Origin of the sequence: Nocardia vinacea NBRC 16497 (assembly GCF_000308835.1) — a bacterium.
Taxonomy (GTDB): domain Bacteria; phylum Actinomycetota; class Actinomycetes; order Mycobacteriales; family Mycobacteriaceae; genus Nocardia; species Nocardia vinacea.
Genome location: NZ_BAGN01000006.1, coordinates 1 through 17675, shown reverse-complemented (window position 1 = coordinate 17675; position 17675 = coordinate 1). Strand labels below are relative to the sequence as shown.

The following is a 17675-nucleotide window of genomic DNA, read 5'->3' as shown; positions in this document are numbered from 1 at the left end:
GGCTCGGAATGGCCGTGTTCGAGAGTAACGATAGGGCGGGGTCATGACGGGTTGGCGGGCGCTGGACGACACCGAGACTATCGAGCTGGCGCTTCGAATGCGGTCGTTGCATTGGTCGTGGCGGTTGGCTGACGTGCCGGACCTGGCCGCGGAATTCGGTTGGCGCATCGAGCGGATCGGCCCACATTCGGTACGCCTCGACGTCGGATTCGGGCTGGCGAGTGGCCGTATCGACGGCTTGGATGGACAAGCCCACCACATCATGCAGTCGGTGACCGACATCGACTCCGATGAGGCCGACAACGTGTGGGACGCGTTCGTGCGCATGACGCGTGCGCTTACTGAGGCGCTCGGTGCGCCGAGCACGCGGATCCCGGGTGAATACCCCCAGGTGCGGTGGGCCGGACCACAGCAGACTCTCGCGCTGAAAGCCTTTCCTAGCGTGGTGAACCTGGAGCTGGTGCCCAACGAGCAGTTGGCTCTCGACGACGAAGGCGACGCGCTCGCCGAGGCAGAACGGTCATGACCGGCTGGGACGAATTCACGGATCAATTGGCCGCCCAGTTGGGGTCGCTGCCTGCCGGCGCGGTTGTGTCTATCAGGGAGGCTGTACCGAACTCGGACCGACGCCGGTATGCGCAGTTCTATCAAACCGATACCGAGCTGTGCGCCGAACTACCTGGCCCCGGCATGCTGGACCCCGAGGTGCGAGCCGATGCCGCGGGCCTTCAGCACATCGCTGATCTGGGCTGGCAGCCGCCTGTCGGGCGCGACAGCTACAACTGGTCCTACAACGTGGCGTGGCCCGCGCTACGGGCCGACTATCGCAGGCTGGCGACGATGATCGCGTCCGGTTTACGGGATGCGTTCGGGATCGCTACCCCGGCGCAGTTGACCTACAAGGCATGGAACGAGAACAAAGGCAACGCCGACCTTGCCCTTCCCCTGCTGGGGCTGACGCCAACCGAGGATGAGCCGACATCGGCGACAGACCCGAAACTCCCGGTCAGGCCGAAACGCCGGTTGCTGCTGATCCTTTCAGGAGAACTCGACCACGATCAACTGGAACAGTTGCGTGACACGCTCAGCCTGAGCCGCCGCGGCCGTCTCCATGACCCGGATGACATGCAATTCGGTGCACGTGAACTCGGCGCCGACGGGGATGCCTCGGTGCTGGCCAAGCTGTGGCGCGACGGTGAAAACCGGTGGTCCATCAGCGTAGAGGTCATGCCCGATGTTCTGATAGACAGCACCGACGTGGACCAGTGGCAGGAAATGTTCGAAACCGCCGCCCGGTCCGTCGGCTTCGACGTTGTCGAAGTCCGTGAATTTCCATGACCTTTTGCGCCTGCTGACGGTCACACCGTCGCACGGGCAAGGGCTGTCCGGGGTTTCGGGTGTGGCTGGGTGCAGTTTGTGCCGCCCGCATGCGCAATGATGGTGTCCCGTGGGTGATTACACGCTGGTCTTCGACCGAGTCCGCGGCTCACTGCTGGGTGGGGCGATTGGTGACGCGCTCGGATGGCCTATCGAATTCTTGCAACTAGCGCAGATTCGCCAGCGGTACGGAGCCGAGGGCGTGCAGGGCTTTCTGCCTCAGCACGACGCGGGTGCGCCGCAGCAGATTACCGATGACACCCAGATGACGTTGTTCACTGCGGAGGGTCTGTTGCGGTCCGTTCCGGGTGTCGACCCGGTGCCGGCGCTGCGGAAGGCGTATCTGCGCTGGTTGCAGACCCAGACACCGGATGCTCCCGTACCAGACAGTGATGGCTGGCTGGCGAGTCAGCCGTTTCTGTATGCGGCGCGGGCACCGGGGAATGCCTGTATGTCCGGGCTGAACAAGCAGACACTGGGGTATCTCGCCCCAGGCATGCTCGACGAACCCGGTCCGGTGAATCCGGGCTCGAAAGGTTGCGGCACAGTAATGCGGTCGGCACCGTTCGGACTGGCCGGAGCGGGCGGTGATCTCGCATTCACCACGGCCGCTCGGAGCGCGCAATTGACCCACGGGCATCCCACGGGATACCTCGCCGCGGGTGCGTTCGCGGCACTGATCGATCGTGTTGTCAGCGGTGTCGAACTGCCGATTGCCGTGCAGCAAACCATTACTCAACTCGCGGCATTCCGCGCAGGTGCGGAAACCATCGCGGCGCTGACCCGCGCTGTCGAACTGTCCGAGGGCGTGGCGACCGCTGAAACGGTCGAGCAGGTCGGCGCGGGGTGGATCGCAGAAGAGTGCCTGGCCATCGCGGTGTACTGCGCCCTGTACGCGGTCCGGACCGGCGATGTGCGCGCAGCACTGCTGTTGTCGGTGAATCATTCCGGTGACTCCGATTCCACCGGTGCGGTCGCCGGCAACCTGATCGGTGCCGCCCAGGGTGTGTCCGGGCTGCCGATGGAGTGGGCATCCGTAGTCGAGGGTCGCGATGTGCTGATCCAAGTCGCTGACGACCTCGTCCTGAACTACTTTGTCGGCGACCGGTCCGCGTTACACGACCGGTACCCCTTCGACGAGTGACCGTAAGGGTCGTTCGTTGGTTCACGTGACTGGTCTGCTGGTTCTCGGAGATCGCCAGACGAATTCCGATTCGGACGGCAAGAGGATGGCGCCGGAGCCGACGTCTGGGCATGGTCTGACCTGGCTTGATGCGGCAGGGACCGCGTCGTCCGCCTTGCCCCACAGACCGCTCACCCGGCCTAAAGCCAACCGGCTGCCCTGCCGTACCAGGCAAATCCTGTTGAGGAGACTCAGGGGCGCAAGAAATGAGAAAATGATCGACAACCCCGAGTACCCCGTCCTCGATCGACGTCATTCGCGCTGTATCCAAGCCTTGAAGCTCGATGTGCGCGATGTGGCGCACGGGGCCGGAATCGCGCTCGAACTCGACGAGCCACACACCCCGCCAACCGGAAGCAGCTCTCCTGGGCGCGAGCAACGCAAACACGTCACCGAACTCATCCGCGCCCTTGCAGCGTCGAACCGACATCCACGGCCGCCGTTGAAGATTCAGACACACATTCGCCATCCGCGTAGATCGTCTTCCCCTTGGCTATCATCAGACGCAATGCATGTCGACTTGATGCTTGATTCTTTGGATGGACTGTCCGTGGGGGACGCTTTGGGCCAGCAGTTCCCGATCATGCGCCGATCCATCGCAGATCTTCGGGCAGGTAATCTTCCTGCCGGACCGTGGGGGTGGACCGACGACACCGAGATGGCCTGCTCAGTGGTTACCGAGCTGAGCAGTCGCGGCGGGATCGACCAGGATCGGCTTGCCACCGCTTTCGCGCGACGCTTCGACCCGGCCCGTGACTACGGCTTCGCCACGGTCGGCACCTTGCGCCGAGTCCGCGATGGCGTGCATTGGCGCAAGGCGGCCGCAGCCGCGTTCGGTGACGAGGGTTCCTGTGGCAACGGTGCGGCCATGCGGGTTGCCCCGTTGGGTGCCTTTTATGCCGGCGATCCGGAAAAGGTTGTCGCCGAAGCGGTCCGGTCGGCCCAGGTGACGCATCTGCATGCCGAAGGGGTCACCGGTGCCGTCGCGGTTGCACTCGCCGCAGCCCACGCCGCACATGCCCGCCTGAACGGGACACGGCCCACACCAACCGAATTCATCACCAGCGTCCTGGACCACCTCGACCACAGTGACACGACCCGGCTGATCCGCCGCGCCCGCACCCTGCTCGGAGCCCCCGCCACCGAAGCCGCGAACGAACTCGGCAACGGATCCCTGGTCACCGCACAGAACACGGTGCCGTTCACAATGTGGGTCGCGGCAACATATCTGGACGACTACCCGGCTGCAGTCGCCACATGTATTGCGGCAGACGGAGATATCGACACCACCAGCGCCATCGTCGGCGGGATCGTCGCCGCCTACACCGGCAACCGCCCGGGCCCGATCGTTGGGATACCCCAGACATGGCTTGCCGCACGAGAGGCGTTGCCCCGCTGGTGCAACTCGATCGATCGAACACGTGGACGCAAGAATTCTGTATTCGGCCGCGCTCGACGATGGCTGTCCGGCGCATCTTCGAGATGACCACGATTGACCGGCCAGTATCCGCCGCCTGTCATCGCATTCGTGCCCAGGCGCCCCGGGATCGGACTCGGCATGCGCGGCCAGGAAATTCAGCCAACGCTCTACCGCGGCTGGTCTCCATCGTCCTCGGCAGACTTTCCGCGAACGCTCGGCCAGTTCGCGCAAATTGCTGGGTGCCCGGGAATCACGACACCAGGTGTCGAGCTGGTCGGTGAGGTGAGCCAGGGGCATCTTGGTCTGCTGCCACGCGAGCTCCGCCTCCACCCCAGCGAACGCTTCGAGAAGGTGAGCCACCTCATCCGACTTCGCCCCGTCGGGCACCGAAAAACCGGTGCGGCGCAACGTGTTATCCGTCGCCGACAGCCGTTCGCCGTACTCGAGAATTCGACCGAGCAGGGTCCGCGCCGCCCGATGCGCGGCGACCCGATCGCGCAGTGCCCCGCTCTTCCGCATCGGCATCGGCCACGCGGCATCGAGCCGACCCAATAGGCGGCGGCAGGTCTCAGTTTCCAGAAACACCAGATGCCCGCCCCGGGTCGGGATCCGACCGCCTACCCGAACATGTTCGAACAGCGGCTCGTGGCTGCCAGGACCGCCGTCACCGTTGCAGTGAGCACCTGCGAACCAACCCGGCCTGGTCCGCCACGCCAGATGTAACCGGCCGAGGCAATGGCCGTACAAGGCCGTCACATCAGGGCTGGCCATCACCGTGACGATGACAGCGACGCGCACCGGACTGATGTCGTCCTGATTCCTGACCACGGTCAGCCGGTTGATCGACAACCCCGAGCACGTCCTCGATCGACACCATCCACGCCGCCGCCGCTCGAGCCCTGAAGCGCAACGTGCGCGATGTCGCGCACCGGTCCAGTATCGCGCTCGAACTCGACGAGGCATACACCCCGCCAACCCGGAAGCAGCATTCGCAGCATTCCTGGACCGAGAACAACGCAAACTCGTCAACGTCCTCATCCGCGCGCTCGCGGCGACGAACCGACATCCACGACCGCCCTTGAGGATTCAGACCACCGGAGTTGTCGTCCTATCCGGCGACTAGCTTGTTCACGAGTGACCACCGATGCGTGGTTCGGATCGAGAGGTCTCTGATGGAACCGAACGTGCGTGGTTCGCGTCTAACCTACTGAGACCAACACCGACCGACGACTGAGAGAACGTGCATGGCTGAAGGTTCATCAACCACCGGCTCACCATTTGCGATTGTGCCCGAACATGTTTCCGATGCCGGACAGTATGTGCAGCGGACCGCGCAAACTCTCGTCAACGGTGTGCGCTCGGCCGACGCAGACGTGCAGGGGCTGATGTCGAGCTGGAAAGGCACTGCGGCCACCGCCTATTCGACGGGGTGGGAGGAGACCCGCGACGGCGCCTTGCAGGTGCTCGAGGCCCTGAACACCATGGCTGAGCTGCTCGGTGTGGTAGGTGTCGAATACACCGGCACCGATACTGCCAACGCCACCGGGCTGCGGCAATCCTCGCTGGATCTCCCGTAGCTGGTTCCGCCGTAACCGAACAGGACTGTGGCACATGAGGTATCAGGTCGATCTCGACCACCTGGACGACGTAACCGCCCGCATCGGTGGACTGAACGATTTCCTACGGGAATCTCTACGCGAGATCGATGAACGCATGGCCGTGATGCAACAGAGCTGGAACGGCCACGCCGCCGACAAGCAAGCCGAAGCGCACCGGGAATGGGCTACTGCGGCGCAGGAGGTTCGGGAAGGAATCGAGGCCATGCAGGCCGCAGCCCGCACCGCGCACACCGCCTACGGCGACGCTGTCACGGCCAACCTGCGCACCCTGGGCCGCGCGTGACCGTTCTCGATGTCGACACCAGCGTCTACTACGACGCCGGTAACAAGCTCGTCTCTCTGGCCTCCGACTGGTTCGCCTCCGTTGATTCGTTCTGGCCGACCCTCAACCAATGCCACGCCATGACCGGGTCGTACGACGAGGCCAAGAAATGGGCCAAGACCTACGACATGCGCGCAGAAGAGCTATTGGACATGTCCAATGACCTCGCCGAAGCGGTGCACGCCTACGGGTGCGTGTTGCTGGAAATCGGCTACAACCACGCCGTTGCCGAATACAACGCGACGGTCGGCACCGACACCCCGGCACCGGATAAACCGGCCACCCCTGGCCCCGTGGCATATCTGTGCCGGGTGCCGCTGCCGAGCGCCGGAGGACCCGGCCAAGGGCTCATAGACGGCGGTGTGAAACTGGCCGAAGCCATCGGGATCACCATCCCGGACGGCAATGTCGATCTACTCGCACGCGCCGCCGACACCTGGACCAAGATTGCCGACGCCGGACCGGTGGCAAAGATGGCGGGGGAGTTGGAACGGGTCGCCTGGTCGTTCGAGGCGATTGTCAGCCCCGAATACGAACACATCGATGAAGATCTGCGCGCCCTGCGTGACGCCGCCCTGACCACCACCGCCGCATTCTATGAACTGTCCGCCAGCGCGAAAGACCACCACGACGGCCTGGTCGAGCTGCGCGAAAACATGAAAAAGGTCCTCGAGGACCTGGGCGAAGAGCTCCTCAAAGAGCTGCTCATCACCGTCGCAATCGCCATCGCGGCAAGCGTGGTGACCTTCGGTATCGGCGCCGCCGTGGCCAGCGCGCGTGTCGTGGCCATCGCCGCCCGATTCGCGCGCCCGATCCGCGCGCTCATCGATGCGTTCAAGGCCAACCGGGCCATCGCAAAAGGAGTGAAATCCGAACAAACCCTTGCCAAACATGCGAAAGAACTGAAACGCATCAAGGACTTGAAGGCCAAGGCGACGCCGAAGGTGGAGCCGAAAACGGCACCGACACAGTTCACCGGTGAGATGTCCAACGAGGAACGATGGATGCTGACCCGCGGCCCCAGCCGGGACCTGATTCGCGGGCTGCGTGAAGGGAACCTCACCGCCGATCAGCAGGCGGAAGCTCTCCGGATCAATGCCGCGTTGGACAAGTTGCCCCCGTACCAAGGTCCGGTGACCCGGAATATTCAGATGACGCCCGAGGAACTCGCGCGATTCCAGCCCGGAGAAGCGGGACCGGTGAACGGGTTCATGAACAGTTCCAGTCGCGGCGGTAACGAGCTCATGACCAACACCACGAACACCGAATTCCAGATAGTGAGCAAGAGTGGGCGGCAAGTCCACGACTACGGCGGGACTCCCGACGAAGTCATGTTCAAAACGGGTACCGAATTCTACTGCGAGAGCAAAGTGACCGATCCGCAAACGGGTCGCACCATTATCACGCTGACCGAACGATAGGAGACACACCCATGCCGGAACCGGAATCGGAAAAAGTAGGCCGCTTCACCTTCTACAGTCGCGAGGAATCGGAAGCGCGAGGCTTGATCCCTTCTGATGAAGAACGGGCGCGCAATCGCGAGATACTCGCCGCATTCAACGAGAAACGCCGCAATGCCCCACCCGAACCTGCACGGTCCCCCTCACTCGGCCTGGGGGAACGCTGGGGGGTCGACAGCCTGATCGGCACCGAATTCGAAGGCTGGACCCGCGACACGAACGGCCAGTGGTACGACAAGGACGGCCACCCCACCAGCCACGACCGCGACGCCAACCCCGGCAACTGAGCCGAAATCAGCGCCGAGAACAGCACGGCGGGCCGTTCGGCCCGCCGTTTTCGCGTCCTGACCAGGGCGACCGTGGCGGCGCCCCAGCCACCTCGTCCGGCACGAACCCCGGCCACGACAGCGTGCCCAGCGTCACCGCCGGCCCGAGCCGGACCACCAGGCCCCGGCCACGCGGCGCGAGGAACGCCAGATCCGCTACAACCACGCCGTTGCCGAATACAACGCGGTTGGCGACGACCTATGCTGATGCCGGAACGATGGCGTCTCCCTTGTCATGGCGCCGAAGGGTTTTCGAGGTCGCGGAGTTTAGCGAGCGCTTCGCTCGTCCACGCTCGGCTATCGGCCAGGACCGCGCGGCGATATGACGCCTTCGCAGCCATGAACTCACCGTCACCGGCCAGCAAAGTACCGAGCATGACGAGGGCGCGAGGAGCCCACTCGGGATGCCCGCTGCGGGCAGCCTGTTCGTATAACTCCCGTGCCGCCTGCGTTTCGCCCCGCTCAGCGAGAAGATCAGCGAGATGGTTGGCCGCAGCCGGCGACCAGGTCGAGTGCGAGGCGCGCAGCGCTTGCCGGAACGCGGTTTCCGCATCGTCGAGTGCTCCGGTCGCGACAGCCAGCTCACCGAGGCGTACCGCTGCGCGCGGCGCCCACTCCGGATGTCCCGATGCGACAACGTAGTTGTAGGCCGACTTCGCTCCAGCAATGTCGCCGTCGGCGTGCAAAATGACGCCCAGTAGATCGGCCGCCAAGGCACTCCAGTCACCAGCGTTGCTGTCCACCGCCCGTTTGTATGCCTCGCGCGCAACCCACAACTGCCCCGATCGCTCTGCCGCGCGTCCTCGTTCAACTTCTTCCCGCACCGCGAGAGAGACTCCCAGCAACGGGCGCGGCCGGCTGACCAGCGCTGAGGTGCGAGCCGACCCCGGCCCCGCAGCCGACGGAGTCTTGGCAAGCGCGATCACGTCAACCGCAGCGGCAAAGCTGCGTTGGGGACGAGAAAGCTGTCGCCGACGCATTCTGTCGGACACATAGGTGTATACATCCTCGATGGACAGGTACCCGTCGCCATCACTGTCCTCGGCCTCGGCCGCCAACGCCTCGATCAGGAATCCGGTGAAGGGACTGGTTGTTTCGTCTTTCCCGGCATCCGGGGCAAGCTCGGCACCGCGGGACGCGGTCAACACGAACCGTCCCTCACCCGCGAGCCTGCCCGGCATGTTCTCGCCGCCTTTGAAGCTCCCGGAATAGCAGCAGTCCAGTATGAGGATCTTGGCGCCAGCCGGAGAGGCGTCCACAATGGTGCTTATCGCGCTCGTACCGATCGCACTCGACACCAATCGATCGGCCGTGGTATCAGCGGCACAAAGGTGGAGCTCGTCGAACAGATTGAGCTTGCCGTGCCCGCTGTAGTACAGCAGCAGTTGATCATCGGGATCGGCGTCCTGGAAGAAGTCCTCGATCCGCCGGAGCACCGCACCGCGGGTCCGATTCGCGAGAATCTCCACGTGCTGAGGATCGTGCAAACCCGTGCGCTGACTGATCAGCACGTCACGCAGTTGCCTGGCATCTTCACTCGGTCCGCTCAACGGCGGCAACTGATCCGGGTCGCGCGGGAAATCCCAGTTGGCAATGAGGAGAGCCTTGTGGACACGCTCACCCATCGCCGCGGTTGCGCTCCAACGCCGCAAGCATGATCGATTCGACAGTCGAATCGCCGGTACTGCTGGCATTCAACGCGATCGTCGTCTTCTTCCCCTCGGACTCGATCGTCAGCTTTATCTCCCGTGAACGGTCCCGGCTCAGCCAGCTGCGAAAGATCTCGACCGCCGCGGTGATCGCACCCGCGCTACCGAGGGCGATGATCACTTCGTCCAGCGTTCCCTTGCTTCCGTCGGCGCTGCCACCGACTTTGCGGACGGCGCCGATGTTCGCGGCCGAAAGTGAAGTGCTCAGCGTGCTCGCCTGCTTGCGCCATCCGATGTGGTTCGCGTCGTACACCGAGCTGATCGGGTCGACCCGAACCACGATCGTTGCTCGTTCTGACCGGCCGTCCACATCGATCAGCATGACACGCTGAGGTACCCGATGGAATGCTGATCAGCGGCGACCACTGGAAAGAAGCGATGACAGATCCCCTCCTCGACACTCGACGCTTCCAAGATCTACTCGAACAGGCGCAACGCCATGTCGCGCAACGCAGTCGCGGACTCCAACCGGTGTCACAGCAAGCACAGCAGGCATTGCTCGAGGCCACCGCGATGGTCGTCGATCAGCTCGTCTACCGAGTCAACCAACTGCCCGATCGACTTCATCGGTCATTGCTCAATCTGGTTGGAGTTCAGCGGCACCCACCGACCGCTGCCACAGTGCCTGTGACGATCTGGTTGCTCGACCCATTGAGCCACGAAGTGGTGATACCACGGGGTACCGAGATCTCCGACGAATCCGGCACCGTGGTGTTCACGACCGACAAGCCGCTCAACCTCGTCCCGATCTCGTTGGTCGCGTGCGCCGACCAGGCGGCAGACGACAGTACAGTGACCGACCTGACCAATACGCTCCTCAGCGGTGAGCCGGTCACGGCTTTCGGTGAACAGGTGACAGCCGGAAACGTTCTGCTGCTCGGCCTTTCGGCCACCGCGTCGATGTGCGCGATCTCGCTGATCATCGATTGCCAGCTGTCAGGAATCGGCATCGATCCTCGCAACCCGCCGATCGTGTGGGAGGCGTGGTGCGGCGATGGATGGCTCGCATGCGAGGTAGAGCGTGACGAAACCAGCGGCCTGTGCGTGAGCGGCGAGCTCGTGCTGCACCTGCCGCGGCGCCATGCGATCGCGAACTTCGCCGAACGCGAAGCCGGTTGGGTCCGCTGCCGGGTGACCGCGTCCGAGCCCGGCCAGCCGACCTACACCGCTTCCCCGACAATCAATTCGATCAGGGCGGCGACAGCGGGTGCCACGTGTTCGGCGGTCCACGGCAGACTGATCGAAGATGAGCCGTTAGGTGTCTCCGATGGGACTCCCGGCCAACGGTTCACCCTGCGGCACCATCCAGTAACGCTCAATTTCGAGCCGCCCGTGATAGAGGTCCTCGAGGACGATGACTGGAAACCATGGCACCTGGTATCGACCTTCGCGGATAGTGGCCCGTACGACCGACATGTGCTGATCGATCCAATGTCCGGTCAGGTGATATTCGGTCAATTAGTCCATCAAGCCGACGGAGCCGCGCACCTGCACGGAGAGTGCCCACCCTCAGACGCGCTCATTCGTGCTGTCCGGTACTGGTCGGGCGGTGGAGTAGCCGGCAACATCGCCGTTGGCGCACTGAGCAAGCTACAGACACGCGTCACCGGCCTACCGGCACATCGCGTGGAGAATCTGTCCCACGGGATAGGCGGCACCGAAGGAGAATCCGACGAGCAGCTGCGGCAGCGTTCCGCGCTGGAGTTCAGGACCCGCGATCGAGCGGTCACCGCTCAGGACTTCGAACAGCTGACTCGCAATATCGCCCCGGAGCTCGCACGAGTGCATTGCTCCACCGCAGACGACGGCACAATCCGGCTGCTGTTGGTACCCGCTGTAGCCAGAAACCGTTCGGGCCGTATCGAATTCGACCAGTTGCGGATCAGTCCGGACACAATGGACAGGGTCGTGTCGTTTCTAGAGGAACGACGGGTAATCGGTGTCAAACTCAGCATGGAACCCGTTTCGTATCAGGGGTTCTCGTTGGTTTGCAGGGTAGTCGCAAGCCCGTTCGCTGATCGCAACGAATTACAGCGGTCGGCACTCGCGGCGCTATACAGCCATTTCGACCCGCTGGAAGGCGGAACAGACAGTACCGGTTGGTCTTTCGGACGTCCTGTCGGAATCGGTGACGTGTATGCCGTGCTGGAACGGGTTCCGGGAATCGACTATGTCGACGACGTTCACATATTTCCAGCGAACCCGGTCACCGGAAGGCGGTCCGAAGCCGTCCGGCGAATCGAAGTCGCTCGATACGCGTTGCCGTTCGGACTTGATCACCAGATCCGGGTGATAGAGCGATGACCACACCGCGACGCTCGGTCGCCAGGGAACTCCCAGCCGAACTCCGCGACGATCCTTCGGTTCGTGCCGCTGCGGCGGCCATCGACGCGATACTCGCGCCGATCTTCGACGTGGTCGACGGTCTCGATACCTACCTCGACGCACAGACGGCACCCGCCGGAATCGTTGACTGGCTAGCCGGTGTCCTCGGCGTGTACACATACCAACAGCCATCACTGGAACAACGCCGCCGCCTCGTCGCGACCGCACACGAGATCTCTCGATGGTGGGGCACCCGCCGCGGTCTCGCGGCCCTGGTTCGTGCCGACACCGGCCTCGAACCCGTGATCATCGAGGGATTCGAAGGCCCACGGCCATGGGTAGTCGTCCAATTGACCGTTCCTCCTGGGATCGAAATCGATCACCACCGCCTCGAGGCACTGGTCGCCAACGCCACCCCCGCACACGTCACAGCCGACGTCGAGTTCATTTGACGCAGACAAGGTCCGGTCCTCGGGAGGGGCTTTCAAGTCGACCCGGCGGGAGTTTGTTCGAACCGGACCGATCTGCTCGACGCAGTTCCCGACCATCGAGTCCTGTCGTCTTAGCACGTGTCGGTCAGTGGTGTCTTGCGTTTCTGCTCATCCGACAGGGCATTCCACTGGTTCTTCCTCGTGGTTTCCTCGGTGTCGGCCGCTTCCCATTTCGCGATCGCATCAGCGGCTTTGGTTTGCGCGGCGGTGACCTCGTGGTACCAGCCGTCGAGCACACCCGATGCCTTGTGCATCGCATCGGCGCCCTCCCACCACAGCTTCGGCTGCTTCGCGAACTCGGTGTGAAACTCCTCCGCCGCCGACCCGGTCCAGTCCGCGGTGTTCACCGTGCGGAGCGCGTCGCCGGTCTTGCCGATCGAGTCGCCCATCTTCTGCAACGCTTCGACCGCGTCGTGGATTGCCGAGGGCTCACCCCGGATCAGCTCTGTCGGGTCGGTGGTCTGTCCGAGTTCGCGTTCTTTGATTTCACCGCCAGCCAGATCGGCGATCTTGTCCCCTAGGTCGTCGAGGTTCTCCGCGACCCCGTCGGCACCGACCTTGCGCGCCAGCCCCGCTGCCGCGTCCAAACCAGCATCGGCGAGCTCACCGGCCTTCTGGGTGACCGATTCGACGCCGTGCTCGACCGCGTCACCAACCTTGTTGACGAAATCACCGAGACCACTCACCTATTCGCCCCCACCTTGGCCATTCATGATCTCCGCCGCCCGCTCGGCAGCACCGGTATTCCAATGCCGCGGGATCCCCGGTATCGGACCGTTGTTCCGGGCCCACCGCCTCGACCACCTTGACGTTCGTGCCGATATGAGTGAAGGCATTCTGGAACGATTCGGCGCTGTAATCGGTATGGCGGATCTGGTTGAACTGATTGTCGGCCAACGTCTCTCCCCACGACCGCGCATCGATCTCTTCCTTCGACAGATGCGGGTTGCCCGTCAGCTGCGTGAACATCTCCTTGAACGTGTTCGAGAACTTCTCATCCATGATGTGATAGCGCCCCGCCGCCAACCCCAACGTCTTCGCGATCTCGTTGCCCGCGTGCACCAGCGCCCGCACACCCCATGACCAGCGCTCAGTGAAGGTCTCGAACGCAGCCTTCACCGGCTGCGAGCAGCTGAAAACCGCTCGATAAGCGGTGTCGGTTTTGGCGTTGGGCCACACCTCGCCCTCGACGTAGTCGACGATCTTGTCCCACCACGATGGTGTCCCCGAATCCCCGCCATACAAGTTGGGATCTCGGGACGTTTCATCCGCTCCAAAGACCCCGATGGAAACGCGATGTCATCGGGGGCGCCACCGATGACCGAGAGCTGGTTGAGCCATACAGCCGATAGCAGAATCATCCGTATTGAGCAGGGTCCCAGGTACGGGTCGGCTTGTTGGTGATGATGAACCGCAATGCCTTGATCATGATGTCACCTCCTTCCTATGGCTCGGTCGGGCGCGGACAGGGCTTGTGGGGGTACGCCGCACGGTGAACGGCCTGGGGGTCGCGGCATTGGTCACGATCGGGCGGGTATCACCGCCGCCGATGACGCGCAGAGAGGTGTTCTCGACCAGGGTGGTGGCTGCATCGGTGACCAGATCGTGGGCGACCGCGGCGCCGGCGCAGGTGAAGGGGCCGGAACTGAAGGGCACAAATGGGCCGTGTTCGCGCGGTCGAATCCAGCGGTCGGGTTGGAATGCCCCTGGTTTGGTCCAGTGTTTGTTGTCGTGATGGAGCAGATAGGGGCTGACGGACAGCAGGTCGCCGGTCTGGAAGGCGATCCCCCCGAACTCGGCGGGATAGGGGACGGGACGGCTGACCATCCAGGAGACCGGCCGGTGCCGCAGGGCCTCACGCACCACCCAGTCGACGGGCCAAGGCCATGGTGAGCCGGGCGAGTGGAGACTGCCCAGCAGCACCGACCACGCGAGCGAGTAGCCCAGCGGTCCCACAATGGACCGGAACATCAGCACATACAGCTGCGCCACCGTTGTATCGGCGACGCCGTCGGGACAGGCACCGATCACGGCATCGAGCAGATCCCGTGGTTCGGCTTGCGCAGTGCGGCCGGTGGCGCTGCGCCGGTCCCGGATCTGCTCGTTCAGCGCGGTGGACAGCTTGGCGCGCAGCAGCTGCGCCCGCGCCCGCTGCGCCATTCGGGCCGGGCGAAGCGCGCCCACGCGTGCATTTCGCTCCAGTAACTGCCGCAACTCGGGAGAACCATCGGGGTGCAGCAACACGTCCGCGGTGCACCGATACACCAGCTCGACCCCCGCTGCGGGCCAGCGGGTGACGGAGGGCATTTCGATCACCGCCGCCGCCAGGGACTCGCGATACTCGGGCGTATGCGTCCGCAGAAACGCGCGCACCGCGCGGCCGAAATCGACCTGAGCAGACCGCGAAGGCAGCATAGAACCGAAGAACCCGGACTTCCCCGCATTGAAAGCGCGGTCACTCAACACCGTCAGCGCCAGACCCGTATCGCCGACACACCACCCGCCCCACGGCAGCCCGAACACCTCTACCGGGCTGGTCCGGCGCAGATTCTCGAGGAAACCCAACGGATCACGCCGGAACCGGCGCATTTCTGCAAAACCCATCGGACGGTCCTCTCATAGAGAGGGTGAGCGATTCATCAGATGTTTTCGAGCGGATTCATCCACTGGCTGTGCGTACAAACGCAGATCAAGCGTAGTCGCGACTACGCATTTAACAAGCGAGGCCGTGGAGGTCGACCACGAGCCGAGTACCCCGGCCGGGGCCTATCGAACACTGTGCCAGCAGTGATATCGGTTCACGATCACCCGCGACCGCCGGCAACCGGTCATTGAGGTCTAACCGGTGCAAACCCGATCCGCCTCGGCGAGGGTTCCCGTTGCCAGGCGCGCGTACATGAACATGTCGCGGCGTCGATTGCCGACCTTCTGCCACGATCTGAGGAGCCCTTCGCATTCGAAACCGGCTCTCTCCGCAGTGCGGATCGAAGCGCGGTTCCAAGGTTCCACATAGAGCTGGAGCCGTGGGATATGCAGCTCTTCCAGCGCCCAGGTAGCCATTGCCGCCAGAGCATGCGCGGCGACGCCATGGCCGCGGGCAGAGCGGACCACCCAGTAGCCGAGCGATGCGCGGCCTTCGTCGATGTCCTTCAACCACAGGTCGATACTTCCCAGTGGTGTGTTGTCCCGTCGCCGGACGATCACCATCGGATATCCGGTTCGATCGGTCGCTCGTTGCCGCTGGCGTTCGACAAACCGCGTTGCGGCCTCGCGCGAGAAGGTCGCCGGCACCGTGGTTATAGGAATCAGGTCGTCGGCAGAGGCTTCCCTAACAAGCTCGAGGTCTGCCGCAGACAACGACCACGGGCGCAGTTCCAAGTCTGCGGTGGCTCTCAGACGCGGTATTTGCAGGGCATCGTCCATGGTCAGCCTCCCCACAATATGCACAGGATATCGGCCCGGTGTCACCATTACCACTTCCATTTCCGAGTACCGCAGGCACGATGAATGACTCACCGCTGCTGCTGGCCAAGGCACCCGCGAACGCACGCCGCATGCTCCGTCTCTTGAACCTGCTGCCGGGCATGAAACGCTCCACTCGCATCGTCCGGTTCCGGTTCTAATAAAACGACCTTCGACACGAAGAGCCATCGATGAGCGCCGCCACCGAAATCATTGCCCGTGCGATCATCCGCGATGGCGGTCGGCTACTCGTGGCACGCGAACGCGGCAAAACCTGGGCCTTCCTCCCCGGCGGACATGTCGAACCCGGCGAACCCGTCGAATCCGCACTCATCCGCGAACTCGCCGAAGAACTCGGAACCGCAGGCAGGATCACCGGCTTCGCCGGGGTAATCGAGCACCGGTATACCGATCACGGCAACACACACCACGAACTCAATCTCATCTTCGAAGCAGAACTCGACAGCACACCGGCCAGCCAAGAAGACCACCTCGAATTCGACTGGCTCCCAATAGACCAGATCGACACCACAGACCTACGCCCCAGCGCTCTGAAAGCCGTCATCGCCAGCGGCACAAGATCGTTCTGGCACAGCTGGAACAACGACAAATAGCGCGGCCGCGGTCAGCAGACCGTCCTGCGGCACCTTCCTCGATCACTCGGCGTCATGCGAAGATCGCGGCGAAGAAGCCCAAGGCGTATGTGAGAGCGAAGAGAACGGGGATCCACTGCTCGATGTGGGACAGCGGCCAGTACCGGGAGTGGTCGGTTCCTTCGCCGAGCGCCCACCATTCCGCCCGCCAGAACGGCGAGGTGGGCAAACGTTCCTCCAGTGCGCCGACGACTTGGTATTTGGCGCTGTTCAGCAGCCGGTAGCTACGCACCAGGTAGAGCCAGGCGAAGCATTGGCCCAGCATTGCGAGCAGGGGGATGACCAGCCACCACGCGGCGCGCTCAGGTGGGGTTTTCCCGACCGTGACGGCGAGGGTGACGATGCCGGTGTTCAGTGTGAGGAAGAACGAGTTCGCCAGCCCGCGCCGTGCGCTGACCCGGTCTGCCATCTCGACGTAGAGCCGATACTGTTCGAGCACGGCGCTGTCGTATGTCGTGGTTTGCCCATCGGATCCGGTCGTTTCGGGTGTGTCGTTCCAGAGTCTGGAGCGAAGCTCGGACCGGGGATCGTTCACGTGCAATTCGACCTCCTGTCGTGGCGCACAGTCTCATTCATTCGGATGGCTTCCTGGGGCGGATCCGAGTGCGGCGCTAAACGGAATCGAATCCCAGTGGTTCGAGGAGGTTCACTGCGCATAGTGGCACGCCAGCGTCCAGTCCTGCGGCAGGTACGGCTGCATTTGTTCGCGGGTCACGTAGCGGGCGGCGTGCTCGCACGCTTCATCGATATCCCAGAGGCGATCCCGCAGCCGCACGGTGCCGTCCATGCCGGCCGAGGCCAGCCGACGCCCGTCGGGACTGAATGCGACGCTCAACACCGATTGAGTGTGGCCGGTGAGCGGGGCGCCGACCGGCGCGCCGGTGGCCACATCCCACAACTGCACCGTGTCACTGAACAGGCCGGCGGAGGCCAGTAGGGTCCCGGCGGGATTGAACGCCACCGTATATACGAATTCGGTGGGGCCGGTGAGCGGGTCGCCGACCGATGCACCGGTGGCCACATCCCACAGCCGCACTGTGCCGTCACGGCCACCGGAGGCCAGTCGAGTACCGTCCGGGCTGAACACCACGTCCAACACCGCGTCGGTGTGGCCGGTGAGCGGTTGACCGACCAGTGCGCCGGTGGCTACATCCCACAGCCTCAGCGTCTTGTCGTCGCTGGCGGAGGCCAGCCGGGTGCCATCGGGGCTGAACGCCACCGCGTACACCGAGCTGGTGTGGCCGGTGAGCGGTGCACCGACGGGCTCACCGGTGGCCGCATCCCACAGCCTCAGCGTCTTGTCGTCGCTGCCGGAGGCCAGCCGGGTG

At 63.8% G+C, this 17675-nt stretch carries 19 protein-coding genes; 11 read left to right on the top strand and 8 right to left on the bottom strand.

Annotated features, from left to right (window positions below):
* The first annotated feature begins 43 nt into the window (after nucleotides 1–43).
* The 8 genes from ON44_RS00625 to ON44_RS00585 all read left to right on the top strand — a co-directional run bounded on the left by ON44_RS00625 (nucleotide 44) and on the right by ON44_RS00585 (nucleotide 7668).
* Nucleotides 44–526, top strand: coding sequence for a DUF6301 family protein (locus ON44_RS00625; RefSeq protein ID WP_040685767.1), 483 nt, complete (start codon nucleotides 44–46; stop codon nucleotides 524–526).
* Nucleotides 523–1338: a TY-Chap domain-containing protein gene (locus tag ON44_RS46385; RefSeq protein ID WP_051181262.1), complete on the top strand. Its 816-nt coding sequence runs from the start codon at nucleotides 523–525 to the stop codon at nucleotides 1336–1338. The genes ON44_RS00625 and ON44_RS46385 overlap by 4 nt, the downstream gene beginning before the upstream one ends.
* A 109-nt stretch (nucleotides 1339–1447) precedes the next feature.
* Entirely contained in the window at nucleotides 1448–2521 is a 1074-nt protein-coding gene (locus ON44_RS00615) for an ADP-ribosylglycohydrolase family protein (protein WP_040685766.1), read from the top strand.
* A gap of 85 nt (nucleotides 2522–2606) precedes the next feature.
* On the top strand, nucleotides 2607–4046 hold the full coding sequence (locus ON44_RS00610; RefSeq protein WP_245566952.1) for an ADP-ribosylglycohydrolase family protein: 1440 nt from the start codon (nucleotides 2607–2609) through the stop codon (nucleotides 4044–4046).
* Nucleotides 4047–5266: 1220 nt separating this feature from the next.
* Entirely contained in the window at nucleotides 5267–5557 is a 291-nt protein-coding gene (locus ON44_RS00600; protein WP_040685866.1) for a WXG100 family type VII secretion target, read from the top strand.
* Between the two features lie 34 nt (nucleotides 5558–5591).
* Entirely contained in the window at nucleotides 5592–5882 is a 291-nt protein-coding gene (locus ON44_RS00595) for a WXG100 family type VII secretion target (RefSeq protein WP_040685764.1), read from the top strand.
* Nucleotides 5879–7342 carry a hypothetical protein gene (locus ON44_RS00590; RefSeq protein ID WP_051181258.1) on the top strand — a complete coding sequence of 488 codons (1464 nt, stop codon included), beginning with the start codon at nucleotides 5879–5881 and terminating at the stop codon, nucleotides 7340–7342. Before ON44_RS00595 ends, ON44_RS00590 begins: the two co-directional genes overlap by 4 nt.
* 11 nt (nucleotides 7343–7353) lie before the next feature.
* Nucleotides 7354–7668, top strand: coding sequence for a hypothetical protein (locus ON44_RS00585; RefSeq protein ID WP_040685763.1), 315 nt, complete (start codon nucleotides 7354–7356; stop codon nucleotides 7666–7668).
* Between the two features lie 272 nt (nucleotides 7669–7940).
* On the opposite strand, the gene ON44_RS46380 is transcribed toward ON44_RS00585, so the two are convergent.
* Complete coding sequence (locus ON44_RS46380; RefSeq protein WP_051181256.1) at nucleotides 7941–9332, bottom strand: caspase, EACC1-associated type; 1392 nt, start codon at nucleotides 9330–9332, stop codon at nucleotides 7941–7943.
* Nucleotides 9325–9738, bottom strand: coding sequence for an effector-associated constant component EACC1 (locus tag ON44_RS00575; protein ID WP_040685762.1), 414 nt, complete (start codon nucleotides 9736–9738; stop codon nucleotides 9325–9327). The genes ON44_RS46380 and ON44_RS00575 overlap by 8 nt, the downstream gene beginning before the upstream one ends.
* Nucleotides 9739–9794: 56 nt before the next feature.
* On the opposite strand from ON44_RS00575, the gene ON44_RS00570 reads away from it, so the two are divergent.
* On the top strand, nucleotides 9795–11720 hold the full coding sequence (locus ON44_RS00570; RefSeq protein ID WP_040685863.1) for a putative baseplate assembly protein: 1926 nt from the start codon (nucleotides 9795–9797) through the stop codon (nucleotides 11718–11720).
* Nucleotides 11717–12193: a phage tail protein gene (locus ON44_RS00565; RefSeq protein WP_051181252.1), complete on the top strand. Its 477-nt coding sequence runs from the start codon at nucleotides 11717–11719 to the stop codon at nucleotides 12191–12193. The genes ON44_RS00570 and ON44_RS00565 overlap by 4 nt, the downstream gene beginning before the upstream one ends.
* A gap of 110 nt (nucleotides 12194–12303) precedes the next feature.
* Here the strand turns inward: ON44_RS00565 and ON44_RS00560 are convergent, their stop codons facing one another.
* The 4 genes from ON44_RS00560 to ON44_RS00545 form a co-directional block, all read right to left on the bottom strand.
* Nucleotides 12304–12918 carry a putative T7SS-secreted protein gene (locus tag ON44_RS00560; protein ID WP_040685761.1) on the bottom strand — a complete coding sequence of 205 codons (615 nt, stop codon included), beginning with the start codon at nucleotides 12916–12918 and terminating at the stop codon, nucleotides 12304–12306.
* Nucleotides 12902–13477 (bottom strand): hypothetical protein, encoded by a 576-nt coding sequence (locus tag ON44_RS46375; protein ID WP_051181251.1) that lies wholly within the window; start codon nucleotides 13475–13477, stop codon nucleotides 12902–12904. The genes ON44_RS00560 and ON44_RS46375 overlap by 17 nt, the downstream gene beginning before the upstream one ends.
* A gap of 180 nt (nucleotides 13478–13657) precedes the next feature.
* A complete protein-coding gene (locus ON44_RS00550; RefSeq protein WP_218007497.1) occupies nucleotides 13658–14836 on the bottom strand; it encodes a cytochrome P450 in 1179 nt (392 codons plus the stop codon).
* A 234-nt stretch (nucleotides 14837–15070) separates the two neighbouring features.
* Nucleotides 15071–15655: a GNAT family N-acetyltransferase gene (locus ON44_RS00545; protein WP_051181247.1), complete on the bottom strand. Its 585-nt coding sequence runs from the start codon at nucleotides 15653–15655 to the stop codon at nucleotides 15071–15073.
* Between the two features lie 230 nt (nucleotides 15656–15885).
* Here ON44_RS00545 and ON44_RS00540 point away from each other — a divergent pair, with 230 nt between their 5' ends.
* Nucleotides 15886–16308, top strand: a complete 423-nt coding sequence (locus ON44_RS00540) for an NUDIX domain-containing protein (RefSeq protein WP_040685760.1) — start codon at nucleotides 15886–15888, stop codon at nucleotides 16306–16308.
* A 52-nt stretch (nucleotides 16309–16360) separates the two neighbouring features.
* On the opposite strand, the gene ON44_RS00535 is transcribed toward ON44_RS00540, so the two are convergent.
* Together ON44_RS00535 and ON44_RS00530 are read right to left on the bottom strand one after the other, a co-directional pair.
* Nucleotides 16361–16882 carry a RipA family octameric membrane protein gene (locus tag ON44_RS00535; protein WP_245566951.1) on the bottom strand — a complete coding sequence of 174 codons (522 nt, stop codon included), beginning with the start codon at nucleotides 16880–16882 and terminating at the stop codon, nucleotides 16361–16363.
* Between the two features lie 111 nt (nucleotides 16883–16993).
* On the bottom strand, nucleotides 16994–17675 hold a 682-nt coding region (locus tag ON44_RS00530), incomplete at its 5' end, for a WD40 repeat domain-containing protein (protein WP_169338021.1).